Source organism: Pseudomonas sp. Ors-4-3C (assembly GCF_055755035.1).
The window spans coordinates 4734178-4760425 of sequence record NZ_CM146900.1; the positions used below are offsets into that span (position 1 = coordinate 4734178).

The 26248-nt window shown below is 62.0% G+C and carries 25 protein-coding genes; 12 read left to right on the top strand and 13 right to left on the bottom strand.

Annotated features, from left to right (window positions below):
• Positions 1-10 precede the first annotated feature (10 nt).
• From rodA to ACVHNU_RS21395, 6 genes are all read right to left on the bottom strand, one after another.
• The gene (rodA, locus tag ACVHNU_RS21370) at positions 11-1114 is read right to left on the bottom strand and encodes a rod shape-determining protein RodA (protein WP_049827977.1); all 1104 of its coding nucleotides are present in this window, start codon (positions 1112-1114) and stop codon (positions 11-13) included.
• 31 nt (positions 1115-1145) lie between these two features.
• Positions 1146-3041, bottom strand: coding sequence for a penicillin-binding protein 2 (mrdA, locus tag ACVHNU_RS21375; protein WP_003228554.1), 1896 nt, complete (start codon positions 3039-3041; stop codon positions 1146-1148).
• 10 nt (positions 3042-3051) lie between these two features.
• Complete coding sequence (gene rlmH / locus ACVHNU_RS21380) at positions 3052-3519, bottom strand: 23S rRNA (pseudouridine(1915)-N(3))-methyltransferase RlmH (protein ID WP_003185785.1); 468 nt, start codon at positions 3517-3519, stop codon at positions 3052-3054.
• A gap of 9 nt (positions 3520-3528) precedes the next feature.
• Positions 3529-4023, bottom strand: coding sequence for a ribosome silencing factor (gene rsfS, locus ACVHNU_RS21385; protein ID WP_003228555.1), 495 nt, complete (start codon positions 4021-4023; stop codon positions 3529-3531).
• A 72-nt stretch (positions 4024-4095) separates the two neighbouring features.
• Entirely contained in the window at positions 4096-4818 is a 723-nt protein-coding gene (gene nadD / locus ACVHNU_RS21390) for a nicotinate-nucleotide adenylyltransferase (RefSeq protein ID WP_103486254.1), read from the bottom strand.
• A complete protein-coding gene (locus ACVHNU_RS21395) occupies positions 4787-6058 on the bottom strand; it encodes a glutamate-5-semialdehyde dehydrogenase (RefSeq protein WP_473018267.1) in 1272 nt (423 codons plus the stop codon). Before ACVHNU_RS21395 ends, nadD begins: the two co-directional genes overlap by 32 nt.
• A 177-nt stretch (positions 6059-6235) precedes the next feature.
• Between ACVHNU_RS21395 and ACVHNU_RS21400 the strand changes: the two genes are divergently transcribed.
• Positions 6236-6934, top strand: a complete 699-nt coding sequence (locus ACVHNU_RS21400; RefSeq protein WP_262141403.1) for a DNA-3-methyladenine glycosylase — start codon at positions 6236-6238, stop codon at positions 6932-6934.
• A gap of 192 nt (positions 6935-7126) precedes the next feature.
• The gene (locus ACVHNU_RS21405; protein WP_003228566.1) at positions 7127-8443 is read left to right on the top strand and encodes a bifunctional DedA family/phosphatase PAP2 family protein; all 1317 of its coding nucleotides are present in this window, start codon (positions 7127-7129) and stop codon (positions 8441-8443) included.
• Between the two features lie 3 nt (positions 8444-8446).
• Here ACVHNU_RS21405 and ACVHNU_RS21410 read toward each other — a convergent pair whose 3' ends face one another.
• From ACVHNU_RS21410 to ACVHNU_RS21420, 3 genes are read right to left on the bottom strand one after another with little or no spacing between them, the layout of a single operon-like run.
• Positions 8447-9037, bottom strand: a complete 591-nt coding sequence (locus ACVHNU_RS21410) for an LON peptidase substrate-binding domain-containing protein (protein WP_103486258.1) — start codon at positions 9035-9037, stop codon at positions 8447-8449.
• Positions 9038-9047: 10 nt separating this feature from the next.
• On the bottom strand, positions 9048-9764 hold the full coding sequence (locus ACVHNU_RS21415) for an LrgB family protein (RefSeq protein ID WP_003228570.1): 717 nt from the start codon (positions 9762-9764) through the stop codon (positions 9048-9050).
• Positions 9764-10126: a CidA/LrgA family protein gene (locus ACVHNU_RS21420; protein WP_201136485.1), complete on the bottom strand. Its 363-nt coding sequence runs from the start codon at positions 10124-10126 to the stop codon at positions 9764-9766. Before ACVHNU_RS21420 ends, ACVHNU_RS21415 begins: the two co-directional genes overlap by 1 nt.
• A 181-nt stretch (positions 10127-10307) precedes the next feature.
• Between ACVHNU_RS21420 and ACVHNU_RS21425 the strand changes: the two genes are divergently transcribed.
• The 3 genes from ACVHNU_RS21425 (at position 10308) to ACVHNU_RS21435 (ending at position 13262) form a co-directional block, all read left to right on the top strand.
• The gene (locus ACVHNU_RS21425) at positions 10308-10763 is read left to right on the top strand and encodes a MaoC family dehydratase (RefSeq protein WP_003228575.1); all 456 of its coding nucleotides are present in this window, start codon (positions 10308-10310) and stop codon (positions 10761-10763) included.
• A gap of 102 nt (positions 10764-10865) precedes the next feature.
• The gene (locus ACVHNU_RS21430; RefSeq protein WP_003228577.1) at positions 10866-12593 is read left to right on the top strand and encodes a C13 family peptidase; all 1728 of its coding nucleotides are present in this window, start codon (positions 10866-10868) and stop codon (positions 12591-12593) included.
• Between the two features lie 27 nt (positions 12594-12620).
• Positions 12621-13262: an oxidoreductase gene (locus tag ACVHNU_RS21435; RefSeq protein WP_003228578.1), complete on the top strand. Its 642-nt coding sequence runs from the start codon at positions 12621-12623 to the stop codon at positions 13260-13262.
• Positions 13263-13425: 163 nt separating this feature from the next.
• Here ACVHNU_RS21435 and ACVHNU_RS21440 read toward each other — a convergent pair whose 3' ends face one another.
• The 4 genes from ACVHNU_RS21440 to ACVHNU_RS21455 form a co-directional block, all read right to left on the bottom strand.
• Complete coding sequence (locus tag ACVHNU_RS21440; protein ID WP_003228580.1) at positions 13426-13710, bottom strand: YceK/YidQ family lipoprotein; 285 nt, start codon at positions 13708-13710, stop codon at positions 13426-13428.
• Positions 13703-14350, bottom strand: coding sequence for a flavin prenyltransferase UbiX (gene ubiX, locus ACVHNU_RS21445; protein ID WP_134787415.1), 648 nt, complete (start codon positions 14348-14350; stop codon positions 13703-13705). Before ubiX ends, ACVHNU_RS21440 begins: the two co-directional genes overlap by 8 nt.
• Positions 14347-15696, bottom strand: a complete 1350-nt coding sequence (mpl, locus tag ACVHNU_RS21450; RefSeq protein ID WP_473018269.1) for a UDP-N-acetylmuramate:L-alanyl-gamma-D-glutamyl-meso-diaminopimelate ligase — start codon at positions 15694-15696, stop codon at positions 14347-14349. Before mpl ends, ubiX begins: the two co-directional genes overlap by 4 nt.
• Before the next feature lie 157 nt (positions 15697-15853).
• Complete coding sequence (locus ACVHNU_RS21455) at positions 15854-17761, bottom strand: sigma-54-dependent Fis family transcriptional regulator (RefSeq protein ID WP_473018270.1); 1908 nt, start codon at positions 17759-17761, stop codon at positions 15854-15856.
• Positions 17762-18203: 442 nt separating this feature from the next.
• On the opposite strand from ACVHNU_RS21455, the gene exaC reads away from it, so the two are divergent.
• From exaC to ACVHNU_RS21490, 7 genes are all read left to right on the top strand, one after another.
• Complete coding sequence (exaC, locus tag ACVHNU_RS21460; RefSeq protein WP_003228584.1) at positions 18204-19724, top strand: acetaldehyde dehydrogenase ExaC; 1521 nt, start codon at positions 18204-18206, stop codon at positions 19722-19724.
• Positions 19725-20028: 304 nt separating this feature from the next.
• Positions 20029-21399 carry an ethanolamine permease gene (gene eat, locus ACVHNU_RS21465; RefSeq protein ID WP_226501055.1) on the top strand — a complete coding sequence of 457 codons (1371 nt, stop codon included), beginning with the start codon at positions 20029-20031 and terminating at the stop codon, positions 21397-21399.
• Between the two features lie 192 nt (positions 21400-21591).
• Entirely contained in the window at positions 21592-22986 is a 1395-nt protein-coding gene (locus ACVHNU_RS21470) for an ethanolamine ammonia-lyase subunit EutB (protein WP_003228588.1), read from the top strand.
• 5 nt (positions 22987-22991) lie between these two features.
• Positions 22992-23816: an ethanolamine ammonia-lyase subunit EutC gene (gene eutC, locus ACVHNU_RS21475; protein WP_473018271.1), complete on the top strand. Its 825-nt coding sequence runs from the start codon at positions 22992-22994 to the stop codon at positions 23814-23816.
• Positions 23817-23930: 114 nt separating this feature from the next.
• Positions 23931-24392: a GNAT family N-acetyltransferase gene (locus ACVHNU_RS21480; protein WP_003228592.1), complete on the top strand. Its 462-nt coding sequence runs from the start codon at positions 23931-23933 to the stop codon at positions 24390-24392.
• Positions 24393-24738: 346 nt separating this feature from the next.
• Positions 24739-25389, top strand: coding sequence for a DedA family protein (locus tag ACVHNU_RS21485; RefSeq protein ID WP_007968152.1), 651 nt, complete (start codon positions 24739-24741; stop codon positions 25387-25389).
• Between the two features lie 4 nt (positions 25390-25393).
• On the top strand, positions 25394-26206 hold the full coding sequence (locus ACVHNU_RS21490; protein ID WP_003228597.1) for a M90 family metallopeptidase: 813 nt from the start codon (positions 25394-25396) through the stop codon (positions 26204-26206).
• Positions 26207-26248 lie beyond the last annotated feature (42 nt).

Here is a 26248-nt window from a genome sequence, read left to right on the forward strand (position 1 = left end):
TTCACCTTATTCAAACCTGTGCGATCCACTTGCGATGCGTATGAATCGACATCAAAACCCCAAACGCTGACAGCAGTGTCACCAGCGAAGTTCCTCCGTAGCTAATGAACGGCAACGGCACCCCCACCACCGGCAACAGGCCACTGACCATACCGATGTTGACGAAAACATAAACAAAAAACGTCATGGTTAACGCGCCGGCGAGCAGTTTGCCGAACAGCGTCTGCGCCTGGGCGGTAATCACCAGCCCGCGACCGATCAACAGCAGATAGATCAGCAGCAGCGCGCAGATGCCCACCAGACCGAACTCTTCGCCGAGGACGGCGATGATGAAGTCGGTGTGGCTTTCCGGCAAAAAGTCCAGGTGCGACTGGGTGCCCAGCAGCCAGCCCTTGCCGAACACACCGCCGGAACCGATCGCGGCTTTCGACTGGATGATGTTCCAGCCGGTGCCGAGCGGATCGCTTTCCGGGTCGAGGAAGGTCAGGATCCGCTGCTTCTGGTAGTCGTGCATGATGAAGAACCACATGGCGATCGCCACCGGTACGGCGGCGGCCAGCACGCTGAGGATCCAGCGCCAGCGCAGCCCGCCCATGAACAGCACGAACGCGCCGCCGGCCAGAATCAGCAGCGACGTACCAAGGTCGGGCTGGCGCACAATCAGAATGAACGGCACACCGATCAGCAACAGGCTGATGCCCACATGCTTGAGCTGCGGCGGCAGTGTGCGCTTGGACAGATACCAGGCAATTGTCGCCGGCATCAAAATCTTCATGAATTCCGAGGGCTGGAAGCGGATCACCCCGGGGATGTTGATCCAGCGCGTCGCGCCCATGGCGTTGTGGCCCATGATGTCCACCACCATCAGCAGCACCACGCCGACCACGTAACCGAGCGGCACCCAGCGCGCCATGAAACGCGGTTCGAACTGGGCGATGACGATCATCGACACCAGGCCGATGCCGAACGAAGTGGCTTGTTTGCCCAGCAGATCCCAGCTCTTGCCGCTGGCCGAATACAGCACGAACAGACTGCCTGCGGCGAGAATCAGCAGCAGGATCAACAGCGGGCCATCGATATGCAGACGTTGCAGCAGCGTCGCGCGGCGACGCATCACATCCTCGCTGGAGAGCATGCGATCAAAATTATTCATCACGGGCCGTAGCCTCCGCACTGATAGGACCGGCGTATTCGGCCTTCAACCGACCATCCTGGTCCAGAAGCCAGGCATCCATGACCTGACGCACCACTGGCGCGGCGACACCCGAGCCGGACTCACCGTTCTCGACCATCACCGAGACCACGATTTTCGGGTTGTCGGCCGGGGCGAAACCGACGAACAAGGCGTGGTCGCGGTGGCGCTCCTGAACTTTGGAGCGGTCGTATTTCTCACCTTGCTTGATCGCGACCACCTGAGCCGTACCGGACTTGCCGGCGATGCGGTATTGCGCACCGATCGCCGCCTTGCGCGCCGTACCCCGGGCGCCGTGCATAACCTGTTGCATGCCGTGGTTGACCTTGGTCCAGTCCGACGGATCGCGCAGGACAATATCCGGCATCGGGTTTTCGTCTACCGGTTTGGCGCCTTCGATGGTCTTGGCCAGGTGCGGCCGGTTCCAGATGCCTTTGTTGGCCACCAGCGCCGTAGCCTGCGCCAGTTGCAACGGGGTGGACTGCATGTAGCCCTGGCCGATCCCCAGAATCAGGGTTTCGCCCGGGAACCACGCCTGTTTGCGCGTCGCGCGTTTCCACTCGCGGGACGGCATCAGGCCGGGGGATTCTTCGAACATGTCCAGCGAGACCTTCTGGCCGATGCCGAACTTGTTCAGGTAGGCCGACAACCGATCGATGCCCAGCTTGTGCGCCAGGTCGTAGAAGTAGGTGTCGTTGGAACGCATGATCGCCGTGTCGAGATCGACGAAGCCGTCACCGGTACGGTTCCAGTTGCGGTACTTATGATCGTAGTTGGGCAGCATGTAGTAACCGGGGTCGAACACCCGGCTCGACGCTGTCACCACACCGGCATCGAGACCGGCAATCGCCACCGCTGGCTTGATCGTCGAACCCGGAGGGTACAGACCGCGCAGCACCCGGTTGAACAGCGGCCGGTCGATGGAATCACGCAGCTCGGCATAGGCCTTGAAGCTGATGCCGGTGACGAACAGGTTCGGGTCGAAACTCGGCTGACTGACCATCGCCAGCACTTCGCCGGTATTCGGATCGAGCGCTACCACCGCGCCACGGCGCCCGCCCAGCGCGGCCTCGGCCGCTTCCTGCAGTTTGATGTCCAGGCTCAGGACGATGTCCTTGCCGGGAATCGGATCGGTACGCTTGAGCACGCGCAATACGCGGCCTCGGGCGTTGGTCTCGACTTCCTCGTAACCCACCTGCCCGTGCAATTCCGGCTCGTAGAAACGCTCGATGCCGGTCTTGCCGATGTGGTGAGTGCCGCTGTAATTGACCGGGTCGAGGGTCTTCAGCTCTTTCTCGTTGATGCGCCCCATGTAACCCACCGAGTGCGCAAAGTGAGCGCCCTGCGGGTAGTGGCGCACCAGCTGCGCGACCACTTCCACCCCTGGCAGGCGGAACTGGTTCACCGCGATCCGGGCGATCTGCTCTTCGGTCAGCTCGAACAGGATCGGCACCGGCTCGAACGGCCGGCGCCCCTGACGCATGCGCTTCTCGAAGATCACCCGGTCCTCGGGCGTCAACTGCAGCACTTCGACGATCACATCGAGCACTTGCTGCCAGTCGCCGGAACGCTCGCGGGTCATGCTCAGGCTGAAGCTCGGGCGGTTGTCCGCCACCACCACGCCGTTGCGGTCGAAGATCAAGCCGCGGGTCGGCGGAATCGGCTGCACGTGGACGCGATTGTTTTCCGAGAGCGTCGAGTGGTACTCGTACTGGATCACCTGCAAGTAGTACAGCCGCGCAATCAATACGCAGATCAACAGCATGACCGCAATGGCCCCGAACACGACGCGGCTACGCACCAGGCGGGCGTCCTTTTCGTGGTCCTTGATGCGGATCGGCTGAGACATGAGGGCAGGACTACTTGTGGTAAGGGTGACCGGACAGCACGGTCCAGGCACGGTACAGCTGTTCGCCGATCAGGATCCGCACCAGCGGGTGCGGCAAGGTCAACGGCGACAACGACCAGCGCTGATCGGCGCGGGCGCAGACTTCCGGCGCCAGCCCTTCGGGGCCGCCAACCATGAAGTTGACCGTGCGCGAATCCAGCCGCCAACGGTCGAGTTCGACCGCCAGCTGCTCGGTACTCCAGGGCTTGCCGTGGACTTCCAGCGTGACGATCCGCTCGTTCGGCCCGACCTTGGCCAGCATGGCTTCGCCTTCCTGACGGATGAAACGGGCCACGTCGGCGTTCTTGCCACGGGTATTGAGCGGAATTTCCACCAGTTCCAGCGCCAGCTCGGACGGAAGACGCTTGGCATATTCATGCCAGCCTTCTTCCACCCACTTGGGCATGCGTGAACCGACGGCGATCAGTCGCAGTCGCACAGCAATCCCTTACAGCTGGTCTTTGTTGAGCTTGGTGAAATGCTCGTGGGTGTTTTCCGGGCTGTGGTGCCTGGCGTCTGCCGCACGGCTTTGCTCGGCACCGGCCCACAGGCGTTCCAGGTCGTAGAACTGACGCGCCGAGGCAGTCATCATGTGCACGATCACCAGGTCGAGGTCGAGCAGCACCCAGTCGCTGTCGCCCTTGCCTTCTTCGCCCAGCGGCTTGGCGCCCTGCTTTTTCACTTCTTCACGGACCTTGTCCAGCATCGCGTTGATCTGGCGATTGGACGTACCGGTAGCGATGATCATGTAGTCGGTGATGCTCTGCTTGTCGCGAACATCGATGATCTGGATGTCTTGTGCCTTGACGTCTTCCAGGGCGGCCACGGCAACCTTGACCAGTTCGTCGCCTTTCAGCGGCTCGTTGGTGTTGGCCACTTCCGGCAGCGGCGCGCTCTTGAACGTGCCTTTACGCTTAACTTTGCTTACATCTTTGTCAGTCATATAAAACTCGTTTTGCTCATGTATTCGGCGGCTTGGCGATACGTGGATTCGTATCAGTGAAGCACGCCTTGTTCAGTTCGACGCACGGTACAGACCGTGCGCATCGATGTAGGCCAGGACCGCGTCGGGCACCAGGAAACGTACCGACTTACCGCTGGCCAGCAGTTGACGGATCTGGGTGGCGGAAACCGCGAGCGGTGTCTGCCAGACGAATGCAATCTGTCCGCTCGGCCCTTTCAGGGCCAGCGGGTCGCTCACCGAACGCGCTGCCAGCAGGTTGCGCAAGGCATCCGGCGGTTCGCTGTCGGCGTCCGGGCGCTGTAGCACCAGGATGTGGCAATGCTGGAGCAACTCTTCCCAGCGGTGCCAAGTGGGCAGGCCGCAAAATGCGTCCCAGCCCAAAAGCAGAAAAACCTGGGTCTCGGCGGCCATTTCGGCACGCATCAACTCCAGGGTATCGATGGTCCAGGACGGCTTGTCCCGCTGCAATTCGCGGGCGTCCACCACCAGCGGCGGCACTCCGGCCACCGCGCATTCAACCATTGCCAGCCGATCCTGCGCCGATACCTGCGGCGTATCGCGATGCGGCGGCCGGGCGCTGGGCATCATGCGCAGCTCGTCGAGCGCCAGCGCTTCGGCGACTTCCAGCGCACCGCGCAAATGGCCGATGTGCACCGGATCGAACGTGCCGCCCAGTACGCCGATGCGCCGGGGTCGGAGTTCGCTGTCAGGCAGCGGCGCTGTCAGGTCGAGGTCGGTCAAGTCAGACCGTCGCCTGGCCGCGCAACTGGCCATCACCGACCACGATGTACTTCTCGCAGGTCAGCCCTTCGAGGCCCACCGGGCCGCGGGCGTGCAGCTTATCAGTAGAAATGCCGATCTCGGCACCCAATCCGTATTCGAATCCATCAGCGAAGCAGGTCGGGGTGTTGATCATCACCGACGCCGAGTCGACTTCCGCGACGAAACGCCGGGTGTCCGCAAGGTTTTCGCTGACGATCGAGTCGGTGTGATGCGAGCCGTAATGGTTGATGTGTTCGATGGCCTGGTCCAGTCCGTCGACCACGCGGATCGACAGGATCGGCGCCAGATACTCGGTGCTCCAGTCGTCTTCGCTGGCCGGCACCGCGTCGATGAGCGCCCGGGTGCGTTCGCAGCCACGCAGCTCGACGCCTTTCTCGCGGAACTGGGCAGCCATCGACGGCAGGAAATCCTTGGCAACACTTTGATCGACGAGCAAGGTCTCCATCGCGCCACAGATGCCATAACGGTAAGTCTTGGCATTGAAGGCGATGCGCTGGGCTTTCGCCAGATCCGCGTGCTCGCTGACATACACGTGGCAGATGCCGTCCAGATGCTTGATCACCGGCACGCGCGCATCGCGACTGATGCGCTCGATCAGGCCCCGACCACCGCGTGGCACGATCACGTCGACGTACTCGGGCATGGTGATCATCGCGCCGACGGCGGCGCGATCCGTGGTTTCGACCACTTGCACCACGGCTGCCGGCAATTCGGCCTCGGCCAGACCGCGCTGAATGCACGCGGCAATCGCCCGGTTGGAATGAATCGCCTCGGAACCACCGCGCAGGATGGTCGCGTTACCGGACTTCAGGCACAGGCTGGCGGCATCGATGGTCACGTTGGGCCGGGATTCGTAGATGATCCCGATCACGCCCAGCGGCACGCGCATCTTGCCAACCTGAATGCCGGACGGACGAAAGCTCATGTCGCGGATCGCACCGACCGGGTCCGGCAGTGCCGCGACCTGACGCAGGCCGACGATCATCCCGTCGATGCGTGCCGGGGTCAGTTCCAGACGTTCCAGCAAGGCCGGCTCCAGACCATTGGCGCGACCGGCGGCCAGATCGCGCTCATTGGCTGCTGCCAGCTCGGCGCGCGCGGCGTCCAGCGCATTGGCAGCAGCCTGCAGGGCGCGGTTTTTCTGCGCGGTGCTGGCACGGCCGATGACCCGGGAAGCTTCGCGGGCGGCGCGACCCAATCGGGTCATGTAGTCAAGAACGGACTCAGTCATGGTCTGCTGGGGTCTTGGCAAAGAGGAAAGCGGCAGATTATAGCTGTCGCGTCCCGGGACTAACAGCGGTGACAGGCGGATGGTCGAAATGGACTGCAATTTGCCGACGTTCAGCCGTAATTAAGCCTCGGATTGCTATCATCACGACCTCTTCCGCCTGGATAAACCTCGTTTGCCATGTCCAACCTGACCGTTCGCGCCACCGCCGAGCGCTTGCCACTGGGCCTTCCGGACGCTTTTTTCGACCGTGACGCGCAAGTGCTGGCCTGCGATCTGCTCGGCAAAGTCATCCGCCACCGGGTCGGCGATCTGTGGCTCAGCGCCCGGATCATCGAAACCGAAGCCTATTACTGCGCGGAAAAAGGCAGTCATGCGTCGCTCGGTTATACGGAAAAGCGTAAGGCTTTGTTTCTGGACGGTGGGCACATCTATATGTACTACGCCCGGGGCGGCGATTCGCTGAACTTCAGCGCCCAGGGGCCAGGCAACGCGGTGCTGATCAAGTCCGCCTACCCTTGGGTCGATGAAATCAGCGGGCAGGCGAGTCTGGCGCAGATGCTGCTGAACAACCCTGACACTCAGGGTCGGCCGCGCCCTTCACAAAAGCTTTGCGCCGGACAGACGCTGCTGTGCAAGGCGCTGGGCCTGAAAGTACCAATGTGGGACGCCAAGCGTTTCGATCATGAGCGGATACTGGTGGAAGACACCGGGCCGGCGCCGTCCCAGATTATCCAGACCACTCGCCTGGGCATCCCCCATGGCCGTGACGAACACCTGATGTACCGCTTCGTCGACGCCACGTATGCCCAGTGGTGTACGCGGAACCCGCTGCGCCGGGGTCAGGTCGAAGGTCGCGATTATTTTTTGCTGTCCTGAAGTGACGGATTTGAAATAGATGAAATCCCCCTGTGGGAGCGGGCTTGCTCGCGAAAGGGCCGTGTCAGGAGCGGATAAGTTGAATGACACAGCGCATTCGCGAGCAAGCCCGCTCCCACAGGGGAACTGAGTGCTGTTGAAAGTAGCCTGCACCCTTTGGGGCCAATTTGAAGATTTGATGGAGTTGCTTGTATGGGCCCATGGCTCGATAGCGTGACCGGGTGGCTCGCCGCCAATCCGCAGTGGCTGGCCGCTGCGGTGTTTATCGTCGCATTCGTGGAGTGTCTGGCGATTGCCGGAATTATCGTGCCCGGCACTGTGTTGTTGTTTGCCGTGGCCGTACTGGCCGGCAGCGGCGCACTGTCGCTGAGTGAAACCTTGCTGCTGGGCTTTCTCGGCGGGATTCTGGGCGATGCGGTGTCGTATTACCTGGGCCGGCATTTCCACCAGAACATCCGCCGTTTGCCCGGCCTGCGCCATCACCCGGAATGGATGGCCGGGGCCGAAACCTACTTCCAGCGTTACGGCATTGCCAGCCTGCTGGTCGGCCGTTTCATTGGCCCGCTGCGGCCAATGCTGCCGATGGTCGCCGGCATGTGCGACATGCCCTTCCCACGCTTCGCCGCCGTCAGTCTGCTGGCCGCTGCCGGCTGGAGCGTCGCCTACCTGCTGCCGGGTTGGGCCACCGGCGCGGCAATCCGCCTGCCATTACCGGAAGGTTTCTGGCTGCAAGCCGGGATCGTCGCCGGCAGTATCGCGGTGATGGTCGGCCTGAGCGTCAACAGCAGCCTGCGTCAGCATCGCCGCGCCACGCTGTGGATCAGCAGCATGAGTCTGTTGATTCTGCTCGGCCTGTTCGTCGGCTATCCGTATCTGAGTGCGCTCGATCAGGGTGTGATGACGCTGGTGCAGGAGCACCGTCAACCCGTGCTGGATGAGATTGCGGTCACCTTCACGCTGATCGGTGAGTTCCGCAACATGTTCGTGTTCAGTGCATTGCTGACCGGCCTGCTGTTGCTGTGCAAGCAATGGCGACAGGCTATTTTCGTCGGCGGCACACTGCTGTTCACGGCGCTGGCAAACACCGCGACCAAGCAATTCTTCGCTCGTGTTCGACCGGAAGTTCTGACCGAACCGCTGACCAGCTTCAGCATGCCCAGCGGCCATGCGTCAGGGTCGTTTGCGTTGTTCCTGACCCTCGCCGTGCTGGCCGGACGCGGACAACCGCCGCGCATGCGCCTGACGTGGCTGCTGCTCGGCTGTATTCCGGCCATGGCGATTGCGCTGTCACGGGTGTATCTGGGCGCGCACTGGCCGACCGATATTCTGGCCGGGGCGATGCTGGCAGCGTGCGTCTGCGCTGCTGCCTTGTGGCTGAGCCAGCGCAACACGCCGCTTGAACCCATGCCGCAGAAAGTCTGGTGGCTGGTGCTGCCGGCACTGGTCGCGCTGTTCGGCTTCTTTGTTCTGCGGCATTTGCCGCATACGATGCTGCGCTACGCCTACTGACGCTCAGGCGAACAACTCGCCCTGCAGTTCATCAAGCAGCGCCTGGATCGCATCCAGCCGCTGCTGCGGATCGTCGAGTTGCAGCAGGTCGATCTTGTCCTCTTCGGCGAACGGCAGCAGATACGCCAGTTGATTGGCCAGTGACTGCTGGCCCAAGGCCTCAGTGCCCATGTTCAAAGCCTCGACCATCGGGTGTTCGGCCAAGGCCTTGAGCAGCGCCACCAGATCGGCGTCTTCGTCCTGCAGCGGTTGCTCCGGCTCATCGTCCAGCCACTCGACGTCGGCGAGTATCAACTGATCACGCTGCACATCAGTGCGCAGCACCTGAAAACGCCGCCCGCCCTGCACGCGAATCCCCAGCAGACCGTTGTCCTGTTGCTGGAAATCGGTGATCCGCGCCTCGCAGCCGACCAGGGCAAAGCCTTCTGGCGCAACGCCGACTTCGTGGCCGTCAAGGATGCACACCACGCCGAAACCGCCGCCCTGTTTCATGCAGCGGCCGATCATGTCCAGGTAGCGCGCCTCGAAGATCTGCAAGTCGAGGTTGCAGCCGGGAAACAGCACTGTGTTGAGCGGAAAAAGCGGCAGACTCATAGACATTTCCTTAGACCACCATCGACACCGCCAACGGCAGGAACACCGCCGTGGCCACGCCCATCAGACTCATCGCCAGCGCCGCGAAGGCGCCGCACTCATCGCTTTCCTGCAACGCCACCGAGGTGCCGACCGCATGAGCGGTCATGCCCAGCGCCATGCCGCGCGCCTCGGGGCTGTGGACACCGAGCCGGGTCAGCATGGCCGGGCCGAAGATCGCCCCGATCACCCCGGTGATCAGCACGAACACCGCCGCCAGCGCCGCGACGCCACCGATCTGCTCGGCCACCAGCATCGCAATCGGTGAGGTCACCGACTTCGGCGCCATGGTCATCAGGATCATATGATCGGCACCGAACCACCATCCCAGCAAAACCCCCATGCCGGTGGCAACCACCCCGCCTATCACCAGCGTAGTAAAAATCGGCCAGAACAATTGGCGGATGCGTTTGAGGTTCAGATACAGCGGCACCGCCAGTGCCACCGTGGCCGGGCCCAGCAGAATGCTGAGGATCTCGGTGCTTTTGCGGTACTCGGCGTAAGTCAGGCCACAGCCGACCAGCACGCCGATCACCAACAGCATGGAGACCAGCACCGGTTGCAGAAAGATCCAGCGGGTTTTCTCGAACGCCGCCAGCACCAGCTGATAGGCACCGAGGGTGATGCCGATGCCGAATAGCGGATGATGGATGACCGAAGCCCAGGCACCTTGCCAATCGAAGAGCATCAGGTTTCCTCCGAGCGCGGTGCGTGACGTTTGACCAGGCGTTGCATCAGCACCCCGGCGAACGCCATCGACAGAATCAGCGACAGCACCAGCGCACCGACAATCGCCCAGAAGTCAGCGGCAATCGCCGAGGCATACACCATCACGCCCACCGCCGGCGGCACCAGCAGCAACGGCAGATAGCGCAGCAGGCTGCCGGCAGCAAGGTTCAGCGGTTCAGCGACTTCGCCGCGAATGATCAGGAACACCAGCAACAGCAGCAGGCCGATGATCGGCCCCGGCAGCACCGGCAGCAGCAAGTGGTTGAGCGCGGTGCCGAGCAATTGGAACAGCACCAGCATGGTCAGGCCACGTAACAACATCCGACATCCCCTGTGAAAAAGCGCCCCGCATTATAAGCACGCCGGCGCTATGCATCGGCATTCGCCAAAAGCATGGTCGGTTGACCGGAGCAAATCGCCATGTTGATCTACAGTGGTTCGCAGGGCGGTCAAATCCCCCACCTGAAAAACTATAAAACCGATGAACCCAAGGAGAGTCTCAATGCCCTATGTTCCAGTTGCAGAGCTCAAAGATTATGTCGGCAAGGAACTCGGACGTTCCGAATGGCTCACCATCGATCAGGAGCGCATCAACCTGTTCGCCGAAGCCACCGGGGATTATCAGTTCATCCATGTCGATCCCGTCAAAGCCGCGCAAACGCCTTTCGGCAGCACCATTGCTCACGGTTTCCTGTCGCTGTCGCTGATCCCGAAACTGATGGAAGACATCCTCGTGCTGCCGCAAGGCCTGAAGATGGTGGTCAATTACGGCCTGGACAGCGTGCGCTTCATCCAGCCGGTGAAGGTCAATTCGAAAGTTCGCCTGAAAGTCGATCTGGCCGAAGTGACCGAGAAAAAACCCGGTCAATGGCTGCTCAAGGCCACCGCGACACTGGAGATAGAAGGCTCGGACAAACCGGCCTACATCGCCGAACCGCTGTCGCTCTGCTTCGTCTAAGTGCCCCGGATGCGAAGCGGCTCACGCTGTTTCGCGTTCCCTCTCTATATATGCGACACATAGCTGCGGCATACTCGGTCGCCTAATTGCCCGGATCCCGCTATGCGCCCACTCGCTTCTCTTGCACCCATTGCCCTGACCCTGATGCTCACCGCTTGCGGCGACGGCGAATCGCTGTTGCCCCCGGACGCACGACTGCCGGACGGCGGACGCTATCGCGGCGAACTGGTCAACGGCTTGCTGCAAGGCCAGGGCCGCGTCGACTACCCCAACGGCAGCTGGTACGCCGGCCAGTTCGACAAGGGTCAGTGGCATGGTCAGGGCGAGTGGCACGGCAGCAACGGCGAGGTCTATCGCGGCCAGTTCCAGCAGGGACTGTTCGACGGTCAGGGCAGCCTGACCACCAACGCCAGCAGTTACACCGGCGGTTTCAAGCAGGGCCGACGCGATGGCGAAGGCACGCTGAAAGAAAACGCCATGACCTACCGTGGCGAGTTCAAGGCTGACCAGTATTCCGGTCTCGGCCGTCTGGAAATGGACGACGGCAGTTCCTATCAGGGCCAGTTCGCCCACGGCAAACCCAATGGCGAAGGCCAGCGCGGCGATTCTAGCGGCAACACATTCAGCGGCCACTTCGTCAACGGCCAGCTCGAAGGCAATGGCACCTTCAACAGTGCCGATGGCGACATCTATGTCGGCGGCTTCAAGAACAGCCAGCTGCACGGCAAGGGCCGCTATGAAAACGCCGACGGCGACGTATGGCTCGGCCAATTCAAGGAAGGCGCACTGACCGGCAAGGGTGAACTGATCGGTGCCGACGGCAGCCATTACGTCGGCTACTTCAACGACTGGCGCTTCAGCGGACAGGGCCGTTTGAACCTGGCCGACGGCAGTTTCTACATCGGCGAATTCGACAGCGACAGCTACGCGGGACGCGGCACTCTGGTGCTGACCGACGGCACCGTCCTCAGCGGCACCTGGATCAACGGCCAGCGCGTACGTGACGCCGACGGCAAGCTGCTGCCCGACACCCTCGAACTCGGCCTGCTGGCCCAGGGTCGTCTGCTGGACGAGGCGCTGGCCGCCGTGCCCGCGTCAACGCCTGCGGTGGAGTTGTACACCCTGACCCTCGGTGGCGACGGCAAGCAAAGCGTGTTCCTGCGCGAGTCAGATTATGTCGCCAACATGCTCTCCACGCGGTTTGGCGCCTATGGACAAATCCGCCTGGTGAACCATCGCGACCATCTCACCGACCGACCGATGGCCACCCGCGAAAACCTGCGCCGCGCCGCGCAGACCCTGGCCGAGCGCAGCGGCCCGGAAGATCTGGTGTTCATCTACCTGACCAGCCACGGCACCGCCGAACACGAACTGGTGCTCGACCAGCCGCGCATGGAACTGGCCGACCTGCCCGCCGACGAACTTGCCACGGTGCTGGCCCCGCTGAAAAATCGCGACAAGGTGATCGTGATTTCCTCGTGCTATTCCGGCGGTTTCATCCCCGCGCTGAAAGATGAGCGCACCCTGATCATGACCGCCTCGCGCGCCGACCGCGTGTCGTTCGGTTGCTCGGAAGAAGCCAACTTCACCTACTTCGGCGACGCCTTGTTCGCTCAGGCCCTGAACCAGACCGACGATCTGGAGCAAGCGTTCAAACTGGCCAAGGCCACCGTCGCCGAGCGCGAACTGGCGGACAACTTCGAAGCCTCGGAGCCGCAGATCTGGGCACCGAAAACCGTACTGGCGCACTGGCAACTGCTGCGTAAACAGCAAGCGAGAAAAGCGTTGCAGAGTGCTGCATTGAACGACGGCGCAACAAACAGCAACTAAGCTGAACAGTATCAAGGGAGAAACACTATGTACTTGACGCCTCAGCACGTTTTGCTTGCCGGAGCCACCGGACTGACCGGTGAGCATCTGCTCGACCGTTTGCTCAACGAGCCGACGATCACCCGCGTGCTCGCGCCGTCCCGCCGGCCGCTGGCGGAACATCCGCACCTGGAAAACCCGGTGGGCGACCCCCAGACCTTCCTGCCGCAACTGAGCGGACGCGTCGATATCGCCTATTGCTGCCTCGGCACCACGATCAAACAGGCTGGTTCCGAAGCCGCGTTCCGCGCGGTGGATCTGGACATGGTCGTGGCCTTCGCCAAACGCGCACGGGAGATGGGCGCGCGGCACTTGATCGTGATCAGTGCGCTGGGCGCCGATCCGAAATCGTCGATTTTCTACAACCGGGTCAAAGGCGAGATGGAGCAGGCATTACGCGCACAGGACTGGCCGCAACTGACCATCTGCCGGCCATCGCTATTGCTGGGAGATCGCAGCGAGCCGCGCCTGGGCGAACAGCTTGCGGCGCCGTTTTCCAAGCTGATTCCCGGCAAGTACCGCGGCATCGAAGCCTGCCAACTGGCCCGGGCGATGTGGCGTCTGGCGCTGGAAGAACAGGACGGGGTGCGGATAGTCGAGTCGGATGAATTACGCAAGCTCGGCAAATAACAGCGGGACTTTGTGGCGAGGGAGCTTGCTCCCGCTCGACTGCGCAGCAGTCGCCAACCCTGAAAGATGCGGTGTATCTGAAGGATTTAATCGCGGGGTTTTGGGGCCGCTTCGCAGCCCAGCGGGAGCAAGCTCCCTCGCCACAGGAGTGCGACACACTCCCCTACAACCCGCCAGTCGCCTGAAATCCCACGCCAATCACGGTCAGCAAAGACAACGGCAACAGCAGCGTATCGAGCAATGCACTCGCCGGCAGATCCACGCCCGGATAGCTCGGCGCCTCAGCGCCGAAGCGATCCATCGCGCAGCACCCGCCATTCATCGCATACAAATCCAGGCGCGTCCCGGAATACACCACCGGCGCCCCCGGCTTGGCCGCATCCAGCGTGCGCGCGGTGGCGCAGCCGGCCAGTTGCAGGGCCAGCGCAATTGCCAACAGCTTATTCATCGCTGCTCAGATGATGTTCGCCCCAGCGCGGCAGCATGTCCTGCGGAATGCCCAACAGATTGAGAATCCGCGCGACGACGAAATCGATCAGGTCGTCGATGGTCTGCGGCTGGTGATAGAAGCCCGGCGAGGCCGGCAGGATGGTCACGCCCATGTTCGACAGCTTGAGCATGTGTTCCAGATGAATGCTCGAATACGGTGCCTCGCGTGGCACCAGAATCAACTGGCGACGTTCCTTCAAAGTGACGTCCGCCGCGCGCTCGATCAGGTTGTTGCACGCGCCCGTGGCAATCGCCGACAAGGTACCCGTGGAACACGGCACCACGACCATCGCCGCCGGCGCGCCGGAGCCCGAGGCTACCGGCGACATCCAGTCTTCCTTGCCGTACACACGGATCTGCCCGGCAGCGGCGCCGGTGTATTCGGTAAGGAACGCCTGCATCATCTGCGGCTTGGGCGGCAGCGTGACATCGGTTTCGGTGGCCATCACCAGTTGCGCAGCCTTGGAGATCAGGAAGTGCACTTCGCGATCTTCACGCACCAGACAATCGAGCAGGCGCAAACCGTACTGCGCGCCGGACGCGCCGGTCATCGCCAGCGTGATGCGTTCCGGGCCGCCGCTCTGGGAAAAAGTGTTCATTGCAGCGCCTCGGCGAGCTTGCCGTGCAGACCGCCGAAGCCGCCGTTGCTCATGATCACCACGTGAGTGCCAGGCTGAGCCTGACTCTTAACGCGCTCGATGATGCCTTCGAGCGAATCGCTGACAATCGACGGCACCGTGCACAGCGCGGCAGTGGCTGCCAGATCCCAACCGAGATTGGCCGGGGCGTACCAGATCACCTGATCGGCATCGACCACGCTGTCCGGCAGACCGTCACGGTGCGCGCCAAGCTTCATCGAGTTGGAGCGCGGCTCGATGATCGCGATCAACGGGGCGTCGCCGATGCGCTTGCGCAAGCCATCGAGGGTGGTGGCAATGGCGGTCGGGTGGTGGGCGAAGTCGTCGTAGATGGTGATGCCGCGCACGTCGGCGACTTTCTCCATCCGGCGTTTGACGTTCTTGAATGCGCTCAACCCGGCGATGCCCATCGACGGCACCACACCGACATGCCGCGCCGCTGCCAGCGCAGCCAAGGCGTTGGCGACGTTGTGCTGACCGGTCAACTCCCATTCGACAGTGCCCTGGGACACGCCCTCGAACATCACTTCGAACGCCGAACCGTCATCCTTGAGCAACTTGACCTGCCACTGACCGCCGACGCCGGTGGTTTGCACCGGGGTCCAGCAGCCCATTTCGATCACACGCTGCAGGGCAGGTTCGGTGGTCGGGTGGATCACCAGACCTTCGCTCGGGATAGTGCGGACCAAGTGGTGGAACTGCCGCTCGATCGCCGGCAGATCGGGGAAGATGTCGGCGTGATCGAACTCAAGGTTATTGAGGATCGCGGTGCGTGGACGGTAGTGGACGAACTTCGAACGCTTGTCGAAGAACGCGCTGTCGTACTCATCGGCCTCGATCACGAAGAACGGCGTCCCGCCCAACCGCGCCGACACCGAGAAATTCTGCGGCACCCCGCCGATCAGGAACCCCGGGCTCATGCCGGCGTGCTCCAGCACCCAGGCGAGCATGCTGCTGGTGGTGGTCTTGCCATGAGTACCGGCAACCGCCAGCACCCAGCGCCCTTGCAGCACGTGATCGGCCAGCCATTGCGGGCCGGAGACGTACGGCAGGCCTTTGTTCAGCACATATTCCACCGCCGGGTTGCCGCGGGACATGGCATTGCCGATCACCACCAGATCCGGCGCCGGATCGAGCTGGGCCGGATCGTAGCCTTGGGTCAGCTGAATGCCCTGGGCCTCAAGCTGCGTGCTCATCGGCGGATAGACGTTGGCGTCGGAGCCGGTCACGTGATGGCCCAGCTCTTTGGCCAGAACCGCCATCGAGCCCATGAAAGTCCCGCAGATACCCAGAATATGAATGTGCATAGTCGACCTCGTAAAACATGGCCGCAGGTTAGCGCAGGGAGGGGGAAATCGCACCTTGTGTTTCGCCTGCGCCGACGCCTTCGCGAGCAAGCCCGCTCCCACAAGGATGGCGCTAATCCTTTGGGAGCGGGCTTGCTCGCGAATGGCGCGACGCGGTTTAACGGGAGATCGCGTGCTTACGCAGCTTTCTATAGAGGGTGTTGCGGCTGACCCCAAGCTGCTGCGCGGTCTGGGTCATATGCCAACGTGTCTGTTCCAGCGCATTGAGTAGCGCCACACGTTCAGCGTCTTCCAGCGGATGCTCGGACTCAACCGACTTCAGCTCCAGCGTCGGCCGCGCCTGCCGAATCATCGCCGGCAAATCCTCCAGCCCGATCCGCCCCTCATCGCACAACGCCGCCAATGTGCGCAGGACATTGCGCAACTGCCGCACGTTGCCCGGCCAGTTGAAGGTCAGTAACGCCTGACGCGCCGGTTCGTCGATCACAATCACTTCGCCATCCGCCTCCTCGGCCAGCAGGAAATCCAGCAACTGCGACTTGTCGCTGCGCTCACGCAACGCCGGCAACGCGACCTCCAGGCCATTGAGCCGGTAATACAAATCTTCGCGGAAACTGCCGTCCGCCACGCGCTCCAGCAGATTACGGTGAGTGGCGCTGATGATCCGCACGTTGACCGCTTCCGGCTCGCCGCCGATCGGCACCACCTGCCGGTCTTCCAGCACCCGCAACAAACGGGTTTGCAGCGCCAGCGGCATGTCACCGATTTCATCCAAAAACAGAGTACCGCCATCGGCCTGCTGCAACTTGCCGCGCATGCCGTCCTTGCGCGCACCGGTGAAACTGCCGCCGCGATAACCGAACAGTTCGCTCTCGATCAGGCTTTCGGGGATCGCCGCGCAGTTGAGGGCGACGAAGGCTTTGTTGGCGCGCTGGCTGGCGTGATGCACAGCCTTGGCAAAGGCTTCCTTGCCCGAGCCGGTTTCGCCATTGATCAGCAGCGGCACGTCGCGTTCGAATACCCGCAGCGCCTTGCGGAAATCCGCTTGCAGCGTTGCGTCACCGAGGCAAATGCCCGCCAGTGGCTGAGCCTTGGCCACTACTGGGGCCGGGGTGATCGGCAGCGGCTTGCGCGATTCGCCGCGCAACAAGGCAAACAGATGTCGCCCATCGCGGGTGCGCAGCGGCCAACTGGCGCTGGCATTGGCGCTGGCACGACCGAGCAGCTCATCCAGCGAACAATCGAAAAACGCTTCCACCGGTTTGCCGAGCAAACCACCGCGAATATGCCCGAGCAGGTTCAGCGCACTCTGGTTGACCGCGCTGATCCGCCCTTCCCCGTCAAACGCCAGCAGCCCTTCACTGAACAGGCCGACCGATTCGGCCTGAAGATGGAAACGCAGCAGCCACTGATTATCGAAGCAGCGCAGGAAATAGCAGCTCTCGATCATCTTCGCCGACAGATTGACCAGCGCCATGGTGTGGAACTGGCTCTGCCGCGAGACGTCATGGCGCGCCGAGGACACGTCGAGCACCGCCAGCAGTTCGCCGTGCGGGTCGAACACCGGGCTCGCCGAGCAGGTCAGGCCGGTGTGGCGGCCGCGAAAGTGTTCGTCCTGATGGATGGTCAGCGCCTGGCGTTCGACCAGGCAGGTGCCAATGCCGTTGGTGCCTTCGCAGGCCTCGCTCCAGTCGGCGCCGAGCCAGAGCCCGGCCCGTTCGAAAATCTTGCGCTCGGCAGGTGCGGTGACGCAGTTGAGGATCACCCCGCGCGCATCGGTCAGCAGCACCGCATGACCAGCGCCGGACAGTTGCTGATGCAGGCTGCTCATTTCATTGCCGGCGATCTGCAGCACCTGTTGCAGGCGTTCACGACTTTCGAGCACACGCCCGTGCTCAAGCACGGTGGGCGCCATGGTCAGGGCCGGATCGAGGTGATAGTCCTCAAGACAGCGCAGCCACGAACGGGCAATCGAAGGGTCGGCACCGGGCCCGTGCAGGTGCGGCTTGCCCTGAGTGACGGTGAGCACCTGTTGGGCATGGCGACTCAAATGGTTGTCGTGCATTTCTTATTATTCTCCCCGAAAGGTCGACCCTTTCAGACTACCAACACTGACCTGTGGCGAGGGAGCTTGCTCCCGCTCGAGTGCGAAGCGCTCGCCAAAGTATATGAGCGGTAAACATTTCAGGACTGCTGCGCAGCCCGGCGGGAGCAAGCTCCCTCGCCACAAAAATCAACCGCTGGGCGATTGGCAGTCAGCATCCTCCAGCCATCGGCGCATTGCAATGCTGGCAAGACCACCCGGTCACAGGCTGTGCCAAAAGCGGTACAAACTGTCACCCCCTCTGTACCGAAACCATCACAGGCGCCGCCCGCCCGTCCGACAAAAAATACGCAAGGCCTTGATTTGCCTGCCCTGCACGGCAGTGGCCCGACCTTTGCTCTACGCTTATAGCAAGCGCACTTGCGCGTTTCTCTAATAAGTACAAAGCCAAGGAGAACAAATCATGCGTTACGCTCACCCCGGTACTGAAGGCGCCAAAGTCTCGTTCAAGAGCAAGTACGGTAACTACATCGGCGGCGAGTTCGTCGCGCCTGTCAAAGGTCAGTACTTCACCAACACCTCGCCAGTGAATGGCCAACCGATTGCCGAATTCCCGCGCTCCACTGCCGAAGACATCGACAAGGCACTGGACGCCGCCCACGCCGCTGCCGATGCGTGGGGCGCGACCTCCGTGCAGGCGCGCTCGCTGATCCTGCTGAAAATCGCCGACCGCATCGAACAGAACCTCGAACTGCTGGCGATCACCGAAACCTGGGACAACGGCAAAGCCATCCGCGAAACCCTCAACGCCGACATCCCGCTGGCGGCCGACCATTTCCGCTACTTCGCCGGCTGCCTGCGCGCGCAGGAAGGCAGCGCTGCCGAAATCGACGGCAACACCGTGGCCTATCACATCCATGAACCACTGGGCGTGGTCGGCCAGATCATCCCGTGGAACTTCCCGCTGCTGATGGCCGCGTGGAAACTCGCTCCGGCACTGGCCGCCGGTAACTGCGTGGTGCTCAAGCCTGCCGAGCAGACTCCGCTGGGCATCTGCGTGCTGATGGAGCTGATCGGTGATCTGCTGCCACCGGGCGTGCTCAACGTGGTGCAAGGTTTCGGCAAAGAAGCCGGCGAAGCACTGGCCACCAGCAAACGCATCGCCAAGATCGCCTTCACCGGCTCGACCCCGGTCGGCTCGCACATCATGAAGTGCGCAGCCGAGAACATCATTCCGTCCACCGTGGAACTGGGTGGCAAGTCGCCGAACATTTTCTTCGAAGACATCATGCAAGCCGAGCCGACTTTCATCGAGAAAGCCGCAGAAGGCTTGGTGCTGGCGTTCTTCAACCAGGGCGAAGTCTGCACCTGCCCGTCCCGCGCGCTGGTACAGGAATCGATCTACGACGAGTTCATGGCCGTGGTGATGAAGAAAGTCCTGCAGATCAAACGTGGCGACCCGCTGGACACCGACACCATGGTTGGCGCGCAGGCGTCCGAGCAGCAATTCGACAAGATTCTTTCGTACCTGGAAATCGCCAAGGGCGAAGGCGCCGAGCTGCTGACCGGCGGCAAGGTGGAAAAACTCGAGGGCAATCTGGCGACCGGGTATTACATCCAGCCGACCCTGCTCAAGGGCACCAACAAAATGCGTGTGTTCCAGGAAGAAATCTTCGGCCCGGTGGTGAGCATCACCACCTTCAAGGACGAAGCCGAAGCCCTGGCGATCGCCAACGACACCGAGTTCGGCCTCGGTGCCGGCCTGTGGACCCGCGACATCAACCGCGCCTACCGCATGGGCCGTGCGATCAAGGCCGGTCGTGTGTGGACCAACTGCTACCACCTGTACCCGGCGCACGCCGCGTTCGGCGGGTACAAGAAGTCCGGCGTCGGCCGTGAAACCCACAAGATGATGCTTGATCACTATCAGCAGACCAAAAACCTGCTGGTGAGCTACGACATCAATCCGTTGGGCTTCTTCTAAAACCCTGGGCAACACAGATGATTCTGTGTTGCCTGTTCAATCGTCTTCGCGAGCAAGCCCGCTCCCACAGGGATCTGTATTCGATCTCAATATTGGGTTCACCACATAAACCTGTGGGAGCGGGCTTGCTCGCGAAGGCGCCCTCAATGACACAACAATAGGTCTGGCCGCTCTGGCACGGCCCTTGCGTACCCGTCATTCAGGAATTGTCGTGAAAACTGCCGCTGCGTGAACAGCTTCCATCCACCTCAACCACTGCACCCGAAAGTCCAACAGATCGAACAATAAAAAACAGAGAGGACTTATGACTTCCACCACACAGCTCAAACCCACACTCGGCACCCTGCATCTGTGGGGCATTGCCGTCGGCCTGGTGATTTCCGGCGAATACTTCGGCTGGAGTTACGGCTGGGGCACGGCCGGCACCCTCGGATTTCTGGTCACGGCGCTGATGGTCGCGACCATGTACACCTGCTTCATCTTCAGCTTCACCGAACTGACCACCGCAATTCCCCACGCGGGCGGGCCGTTTGCCTACAGCCGCCGGGCGTTCGGCGAAAAAGGCGGGTTGATCGCCGGGATCGCCACGCTGATCGAGTTCGTCTTCGCCCCACCGGCCATCGCCATGGCCATCGGCGCCTACCTCAACGTGCAATATCCGGGGCTCGATCCGAAAATCGCCGCGGTCGGCGCTTACTTCGTGTTCATGACCCTGAACATCCTCGGCGTCAGCATCGCCGCCACCTTCGAACTGGTGGTCACCGTGCTGGCGGTCGCCGAATTGCTGGTGTTCATGGGCGTAGTCGCGCCGGGCTTCAGCTTCAGCAACTTCGTGCTCAACGGCTGGTCGGGGTCCAACGAGTTCACCCTGGGCTCGATCCCCGGAATCTTTGCCGCGATCCCGTTCGCGATCTGGTTCTTCCTCGCCATCGAAGGCGCCGCCATGGCCGCCGAAGAAGCCAAGGACCCGAAACGCACGATTCCCAAGGCGTACGTCAGCGGCATCCTGACCCTGGTGTTTCTCGCCATCGGCGTGATGGTGATGGCCGGCGGCGTCGGCGATTGGCGCCAACTGTCGAACATCAACGATCCGCTGCCGCAGGCGATGAAAGCCGTGGTCGGCAACAACTCATCGTGGATGCACATGCTAGTGTGGATCGGCCTGTTCGGTCTGGTGGCGAGTTTCCACGGCATCATTCTTGGCTACTCGCGACAGTTCTTCGCCCTCGCCCGCGCCGGTTATCTGCCGAAAAGCCTGGCCAAGCTGTCACGCTTCCAGACCCCGCATCGGGCGATTCTGGCCGGTGGGGTGATCGGCATCGCGGCGATCTACAGCGACGGTCTGGTCAATCTGCAAGGCATGACCCTGACCGCAGCGATGATCACCATGTCGGTATTCGGCGCGATCGTGATGTACATCATCAGCATGCTCAGCCTGTTCAAACTGCGCAAAACCGAACCGAACCTGGAACGCACCTTCCGCGCCCCGGGCTATCCGCTGGTGCCGGCGATTGCGCTGTTCCTGGCGGTGGTGTGCCTGGTGGCGATGGCGTGGTTCAACACGCTGATCGGTTGTGTGTTCCTTGGATTCATGGCCGCTGGCTATCTGTACTTCCAGCTGACCGCCAGGCAACGCGCCGAAGCCCCGGCAGACGCTATGCTCGAAGGTATCTAGTTGCACCGGCACCGGGCTCATCGCCCGATGCCCGCTATATAAAAGTGCATGAAGATCCCTCTGTGGAAGCGGGCTTGCTCGCGAAGGCGTCGTGTCATCCAACAACGATGTCGTCTGACACGACGCCTTCGCGAGCAAGCCCGCTCCCACAGGGAGACCGAGTTACCCACAGAATCAGGAGGACACCGCCCCATGGCCACATTTGCCCATTCCGTCGGCGCCCAGACCTACCGTTTCGACAGCCTCAAGGACGTCATGGCCAAGGCCAGCCCGGCGCGCTCCGGGGACTTTCTGGCTGGCGTCGCCGCGCTCAACGACGGCGAACGCGTGGCCGCACAAATGGCACTGGCCGACATCCCGCTCACGCACTTCCTACAGGAAGCGCTGATTCCGTACGAGTCTGATGAAGTCACCCGACTGATCATCGACACCCACGACAAACAAGCCTTCGCCGTGGTCAGCCACCTCACCGTCGGCGGCTTCCGCGACTGGCTGCTCAGCGACGCCGCTGACGAAACCAGCCTGCGCGCCCTCGCCCCCGGTCTGACCCCGGAAATGGTCGCCGCCGTATCGAAGATCATGCGCGTGCAGGATCTGGTGCTGGTGGCGCAGAAGATCCGCGTGGTCACCAGGTTTCGCGGCACCCTCGGCCTGCGCGGGCGCCTGTCGACCCGTCTGCAACCGAACCATCCGACGGACGAGCCATCCGGCATCGCCGCGAGCATTCTCGACGGCCTGCTGTACGGCAACGGCGACGCGATGATCGGGATCAACCCGGCCACCGACAGCATCGCCTCGATCTGCGCGATGCTGGAAATGCTCGACGCGATCATCCAGCGCTACGACATCCCGACCCAAGCCTGCGTGCTGACCCACGTCACCACTTCGATCGAGGCGATCAACCGTGGTGTGCCGCTGGATCTGGTGTTTCAGTCGATCGCCGGCACTGAAGCGGCCAATGCCAGTTTCGGCATCAACCTCAATGTCTTGCAGGAAGGCTATGACGCCGGGCTGAGCCTGAAGCGCGGCACTCTGGGGCAGAACCTGATGTATTTCGAGACCGGTCAGGGCAGCGCGTTGTCGGCCAACGCCCACCATGGTGTCGACCAACAAACCTGCGAAACCCGGGCCTACGCCGTGGCGCGGCATTTCAAGCCGTTTCTGGTGAATACCGTGGTCGGCTTCATCGGCCCGGAATACCTCTATAACGGCAAACAGATCATCCGCGCCGGCCTCGAAGACCATTTCTGCGGCAAGTTGCTCGGCGTGCCGATGGGCTGCGACATCTGCTACACCAACCATGCCGAAGCCGATCAGGACGACATGGACACCCTGCTGACCCTGCTCGGTGTGGCCGGGATCAACTTCATCATGGGCATCCCCGGCTCCGACGACATCATGCTCAACTACCAGACCACCTCGTTTCACGACGCGCTCTACGCGCGCCAGACCCTGGGCCTGAAACCGGCGCCGGAGTTCGAGCAATGGCTGGCGAACATGGGCATCTTCACCCAGGCGGACGGCAAGGTTCGCTTTGGCAACAACCTGCCGCCGGCCTTCCGCCAGGCGCTGGCGCAACTGGGATGAGTGTTATGGAAAAACCGCCTGTCGACCCGCAAAACCCATGGCTGGAACTGCGCCGCCTGACCCCAGCGCGCATCGCCCTCGGCCGCACCGGCACCAGCCTGCCGACCAGCGCGCAACTGGATTTCCAGTTTGCCCACGCTCAGGCACGGGATGCGGTGCATCTGCCGTTCGATCATGCCGGGCTCAGCGCGCAACTGCGCGAACGCGGGCGCGAGAGCCTGTTGCTGCACAGCGCGGCAACGGATCGCAACAGCTATCTGCAACGGCCGGATCTGGGGCGCAAGCTCAGCGACGCGTCGGCACAGACCCTGCGTGATTACGCTGCGGCGCACCCTGGCGGCGTCGATCTGGCGATTGTGGTGGCGGACGGTCTGTCGGCACTGGCAGTGCACCGGCACACCCTGCCGTTTCTCGGCCGTCTGGAGGAACAAATGGCCAGCGACGGCTGGTCCGTTGCCCCGGTGGTACTGGTGGAACAGGGCCGTGTCGCCGTCGGTGACGAAATCGGCCAGTTGCTCGGCGCGAAAATGCTCGTAATGCTGATCGGAGAGCGCCCGGGCCTCAGCTCGCCCGACAGCCTGGGGTTATATTTCACCTACAATCCAAAGATCGGGCTGACCGATGCCTACCGCAATTGCATCTCCAACGTGCGGCTCGAGGGTTTGAGTTACGGGATGGCGGCACATCGCTTGCTGTATCTGATGCGCGAAGCCTGTCGGCGGCAGCTGTCGGGGGTCAATCTGAAGGACGAAGCACAGGTTCAGACGCTGGAGTCGGACGCCGGTGCGGACATGAAGGGAAACTTCCTACTTGATCCGCCCACAACCTGAACCGTTTCCGCATTGCGTTTCTGCGCTGCTTTAAGGCAGGATCGATGCACGGCCGCAGGGTTTCCCATCGCCGTCAGAGCAGTTGAAGACAGCCACTTGAAGACGAGACCTATCATGCGGATTATTCAAGCGACCCTCGAACACCTGGATTTGCTGACCCCGTTGTTCGTCAAATATCGCGAGTTCTACGGTTCCCTGCCTTACCCGGATTCCTCCCGCGCGTTTCTCGAAAAACGCCTGCGCCGCAAGGAATCGGTGATTTATCTGGCCCTGGCCGATGATGACGACAAGAAACTGATGGGTTTCTGTCAGCTGTATCCAAGCTTTTCCTCGCTGTCGCTCAAGCGCGTGTGGATCCTCAACGACATCTATGTCGCCGAAGACGCCCGCCGCCAACTGGTGGCCGACAACCTGATCCGCACCGCGAAGAAAATGGCCAAGGAAACCCAGGCCGTGCGCATGCGCGTTTCCACCAGCAGCAATAACGAAGTGGCGCAGAAGACCTACGAGTCGATCGGCTTCAAGGAAGACACCGAGTTCAAGAACTACGTGCTGCCGATCAGCGACGAGCTCTAGCACTCATCAAGGGCCTGTTGTGGCGAGGGAGCTTGCTCCCGCCGGGCTGCGAAGCGGCCCCACCTCAGTCATCTCAACAGGTCAGGCAAATCAAGGCTTGGGAGTGCTCCGCCCTCCAGCGGGAGCAAGCTCCCTCGCCACACCCACCTTGCCGCCACCATCAATGCCTGCCTGACATTTGTTCACACCCCGACATCCCTCGCTACAAAACCAACGCGCTTTTCACCTCTCAGCCCGTATAATCCCGAGCTTTCCGGCTTGTAAGAAAAACTACACCCCGCTGTAGGCTTACACCCGAATCATCCGCACAGGCTTGCCGAGTCAGGCCATCACCACAGGTGCCCCCATGGATTTCAACCCGCTCGACCTTATCCTGCATCTCGATGTGTATCTCGATTTGCTGGTAACCAACTACGGGCCGTGGATCTACGCGATTCTGTTCGCTGTGATCTTCTGTGAAACCGGACTGGTGGTGATGCCGTTCCTGCCGGGCGATTCGCTGTTGTTCATCGCCGGTGCCGTTGCTGCGGGCGGTGGCATGGATCCTGTGCTGTTGGGCGGTCTGCTGATGCTCGCGGCGATCCTCGGCGACAGCACCAACTATGTGATTGGACGAACGGCGGGCGAAAAACTCTTCAGCAACCCGAATTCGAAAATCTTCCGCCGCGACTACCTGCAGAAAACCCACGATTTCTACGACAAGCACGGTGGTAAAACCGTGACTCTGGCGCGTTTCCTGCCAATCATCCGCACGTTTGCCCCGTTCGTCGCCGGCGTCGGGAAAATGCCGTACCCGCGCTTCTTCGCTTTCAGCGTGTTCGGCACCATCCTCTGGGTCGGCGGCCTGGTGACCCTGGGTTACTTCTTCGGCAACGTGCCATTCATCAAGAAAAACCTGTCGTTGCTGGTGGTCGGCATCATCCTGCTGTCGCTGATTCCGATGATCATCGGCGTGGTGCGCAGCCGTTTCGGCGGCGCCAAAGCCGAAACCCACTGATCCGATGTGGTCACTGAGCGCCTGGCGTCGCCGGCGCATTCTGGCCAGGCACCCGATTGCCGACGAGATGTGGCAACGGGTGCGTCATCACCTGAGCTTTCTCGACGGCATCAGCGCCGCCGAAGACCAGTGGCTGCGTGAAGCCAGCGTCCTGTTCCTCGAAGAAAAACACCTGACCGCCCTGCCCGGTGTCGAACTGCATCAGGAACAACGCCTGCTGCTCGCCGCCCAGGCCCAGTTGCCGTTGCTCAATCTGGGCGACTTGAACTGGTATCAGGGTTTCCACGAAATCGTCCTCTACCCCGATGACTTCCTCAGCCCGCAACGGCATCGCGATGCCAGCGGGGTCGAGCACGAGTGGGACGGCGAGCACAGCGGCGAAGCCTGGCAACAGGGGCCGATCATCCTCGCCTGGCCGGGCGTGATGGCCAGTGGGGGCTGGGAAGGCTATAACCTGGTGATCCACGAACTGGCGCACAAACTCGACATGCTCAATGGCGACGCCAACGGCCTCCCGCCGCTGCACGCCGACATGCGCGTCAGCGACTGGGCCGAGGTCATGCAACACGCTTACGATGACCTCAACCGCCAGCTCGACCGCAACCCCGATGCCGAAACCGCCATCGACCCCTACGCCGCCGAGAACCCGGCGGAGTTCTTTGCGGTCACCAGCGAATACTTCTTCAGCGCCCCGGATCTGCTGCACGCGGCTTATCCACAGGTCTACTTGCAGCTGCAGCTTTTCTACCGGCAGGATCCGCTGGGCAGGCTGCGGCAACTTCAGGCCACAGACCCGGTCTATCAGGCGCACGAGTAAGCGCTGCACGACTTCTGGTACGTGGCGTCGGCTTAGGAATAT

Bases quoted from the DNA above. Each gene is read 5' to 3' on its own strand.
- ACVHNU_RS21440 (WP_003228580.1), bottom strand. From the start codon at position 13,710: ATGAATAAGCTGTTGGCAATTGCGCTGGCCCTGCAACTGGCCGGCTGC.
- rsfS (WP_003228555.1), bottom strand. From the start codon at position 4,023: ATGACTGACAAAGATGTAAGCAAAGTTAAGCGTAAAGGCACGTTCAAG.
- ubiX (WP_134787415.1), bottom strand. From the start codon at position 14,350: ATGAACACTTTTTCCCAGAGCGGCGGCCCGGAACGCATCACGCTGGCG.
- ACVHNU_RS21420 (WP_201136485.1), bottom strand. From the start codon at position 10,126: ATGTTGTTACGTGGCCTGACCATGCTGGTGCTGTTCCAATTGCTCGGC.
- eat (WP_226501055.1), top strand. From the start codon at position 20,029: ATGACTTCCACCACACAGCTCAAACCCACACTCGGCACCCTGCATCTG.
- ACVHNU_RS21425 (WP_003228575.1), top strand. From the start codon at position 10,308: ATGCCCTATGTTCCAGTTGCAGAGCTCAAAGATTATGTCGGCAAGGAA.
- ACVHNU_RS21430 (WP_003228577.1), top strand. From the start codon at position 10,866: ATGCGCCCACTCGCTTCTCTTGCACCCATTGCCCTGACCCTGATGCTC.
- mpl (WP_473018269.1), bottom strand. From the start codon at position 15,696: ATGCACATTCATATTCTGGGTATCTGCGGGACTTTCATGGGCTCGATG.
- ACVHNU_RS21395 (WP_473018267.1), bottom strand. From the start codon at position 6,058: ATGACTGAGTCCGTTCTTGACTACATGACCCGATTGGGTCGCGCCGCC.
- rodA (WP_049827977.1), bottom strand. From the start codon at position 1,114: ATGCGTCGCCGCGCGACGCTGCTGCAACGTCTGCATATCGATGGCCCG.
- ACVHNU_RS21490 (WP_003228597.1), top strand. From the start codon at position 25,394: ATGTGGTCACTGAGCGCCTGGCGTCGCCGGCGCATTCTGGCCAGGCAC.
- ACVHNU_RS21480 (WP_003228592.1), top strand. From the start codon at position 23,931: ATGCGGATTATTCAAGCGACCCTCGAACACCTGGATTTGCTGACCCCG.
- ACVHNU_RS21410 (WP_103486258.1), bottom strand. From the start codon at position 9,037: ATGAGTCTGCCGCTTTTTCCGCTCAACACAGTGCTGTTTCCCGGCTGC.
- ACVHNU_RS21485 (WP_007968152.1), top strand. From the start codon at position 24,739: ATGGATTTCAACCCGCTCGACCTTATCCTGCATCTCGATGTGTATCTC.
- ACVHNU_RS21400 (WP_262141403.1), top strand. From the start codon at position 6,236: ATGTCCAACCTGACCGTTCGCGCCACCGCCGAGCGCTTGCCACTGGGC.
- ACVHNU_RS21470 (WP_003228588.1), top strand. From the start codon at position 21,592: ATGGCCACATTTGCCCATTCCGTCGGCGCCCAGACCTACCGTTTCGAC.
- ACVHNU_RS21455 (WP_473018270.1), bottom strand. From the start codon at position 17,761: ATGCACGACAACCATTTGAGTCGCCATGCCCAACAGGTGCTCACCGTC.
- eutC (WP_473018271.1), top strand. From the start codon at position 22,992: ATGGAAAAACCGCCTGTCGACCCGCAAAACCCATGGCTGGAACTGCGC.
- exaC (WP_003228584.1), top strand. From the start codon at position 18,204: ATGCGTTACGCTCACCCCGGTACTGAAGGCGCCAAAGTCTCGTTCAAG.
- ACVHNU_RS21435 (WP_003228578.1), top strand. From the start codon at position 12,621: ATGTACTTGACGCCTCAGCACGTTTTGCTTGCCGGAGCCACCGGACTG.
- nadD (WP_103486254.1), bottom strand. From the start codon at position 4,818: ATGGCCAGTTGCGCGGCCAGGCGACGGTCTGACTTGACCGACCTCGAC.
- ACVHNU_RS21405 (WP_003228566.1), top strand. From the start codon at position 7,127: ATGGGCCCATGGCTCGATAGCGTGACCGGGTGGCTCGCCGCCAATCCG.
- mrdA (WP_003228554.1), bottom strand. From the start codon at position 3,041: ATGTCTCAGCCGATCCGCATCAAGGACCACGAAAAGGACGCCCGCCTG.
- ACVHNU_RS21415 (WP_003228570.1), bottom strand. From the start codon at position 9,764: ATGCTCTTCGATTGGCAAGGTGCCTGGGCTTCGGTCATCCATCATCCG.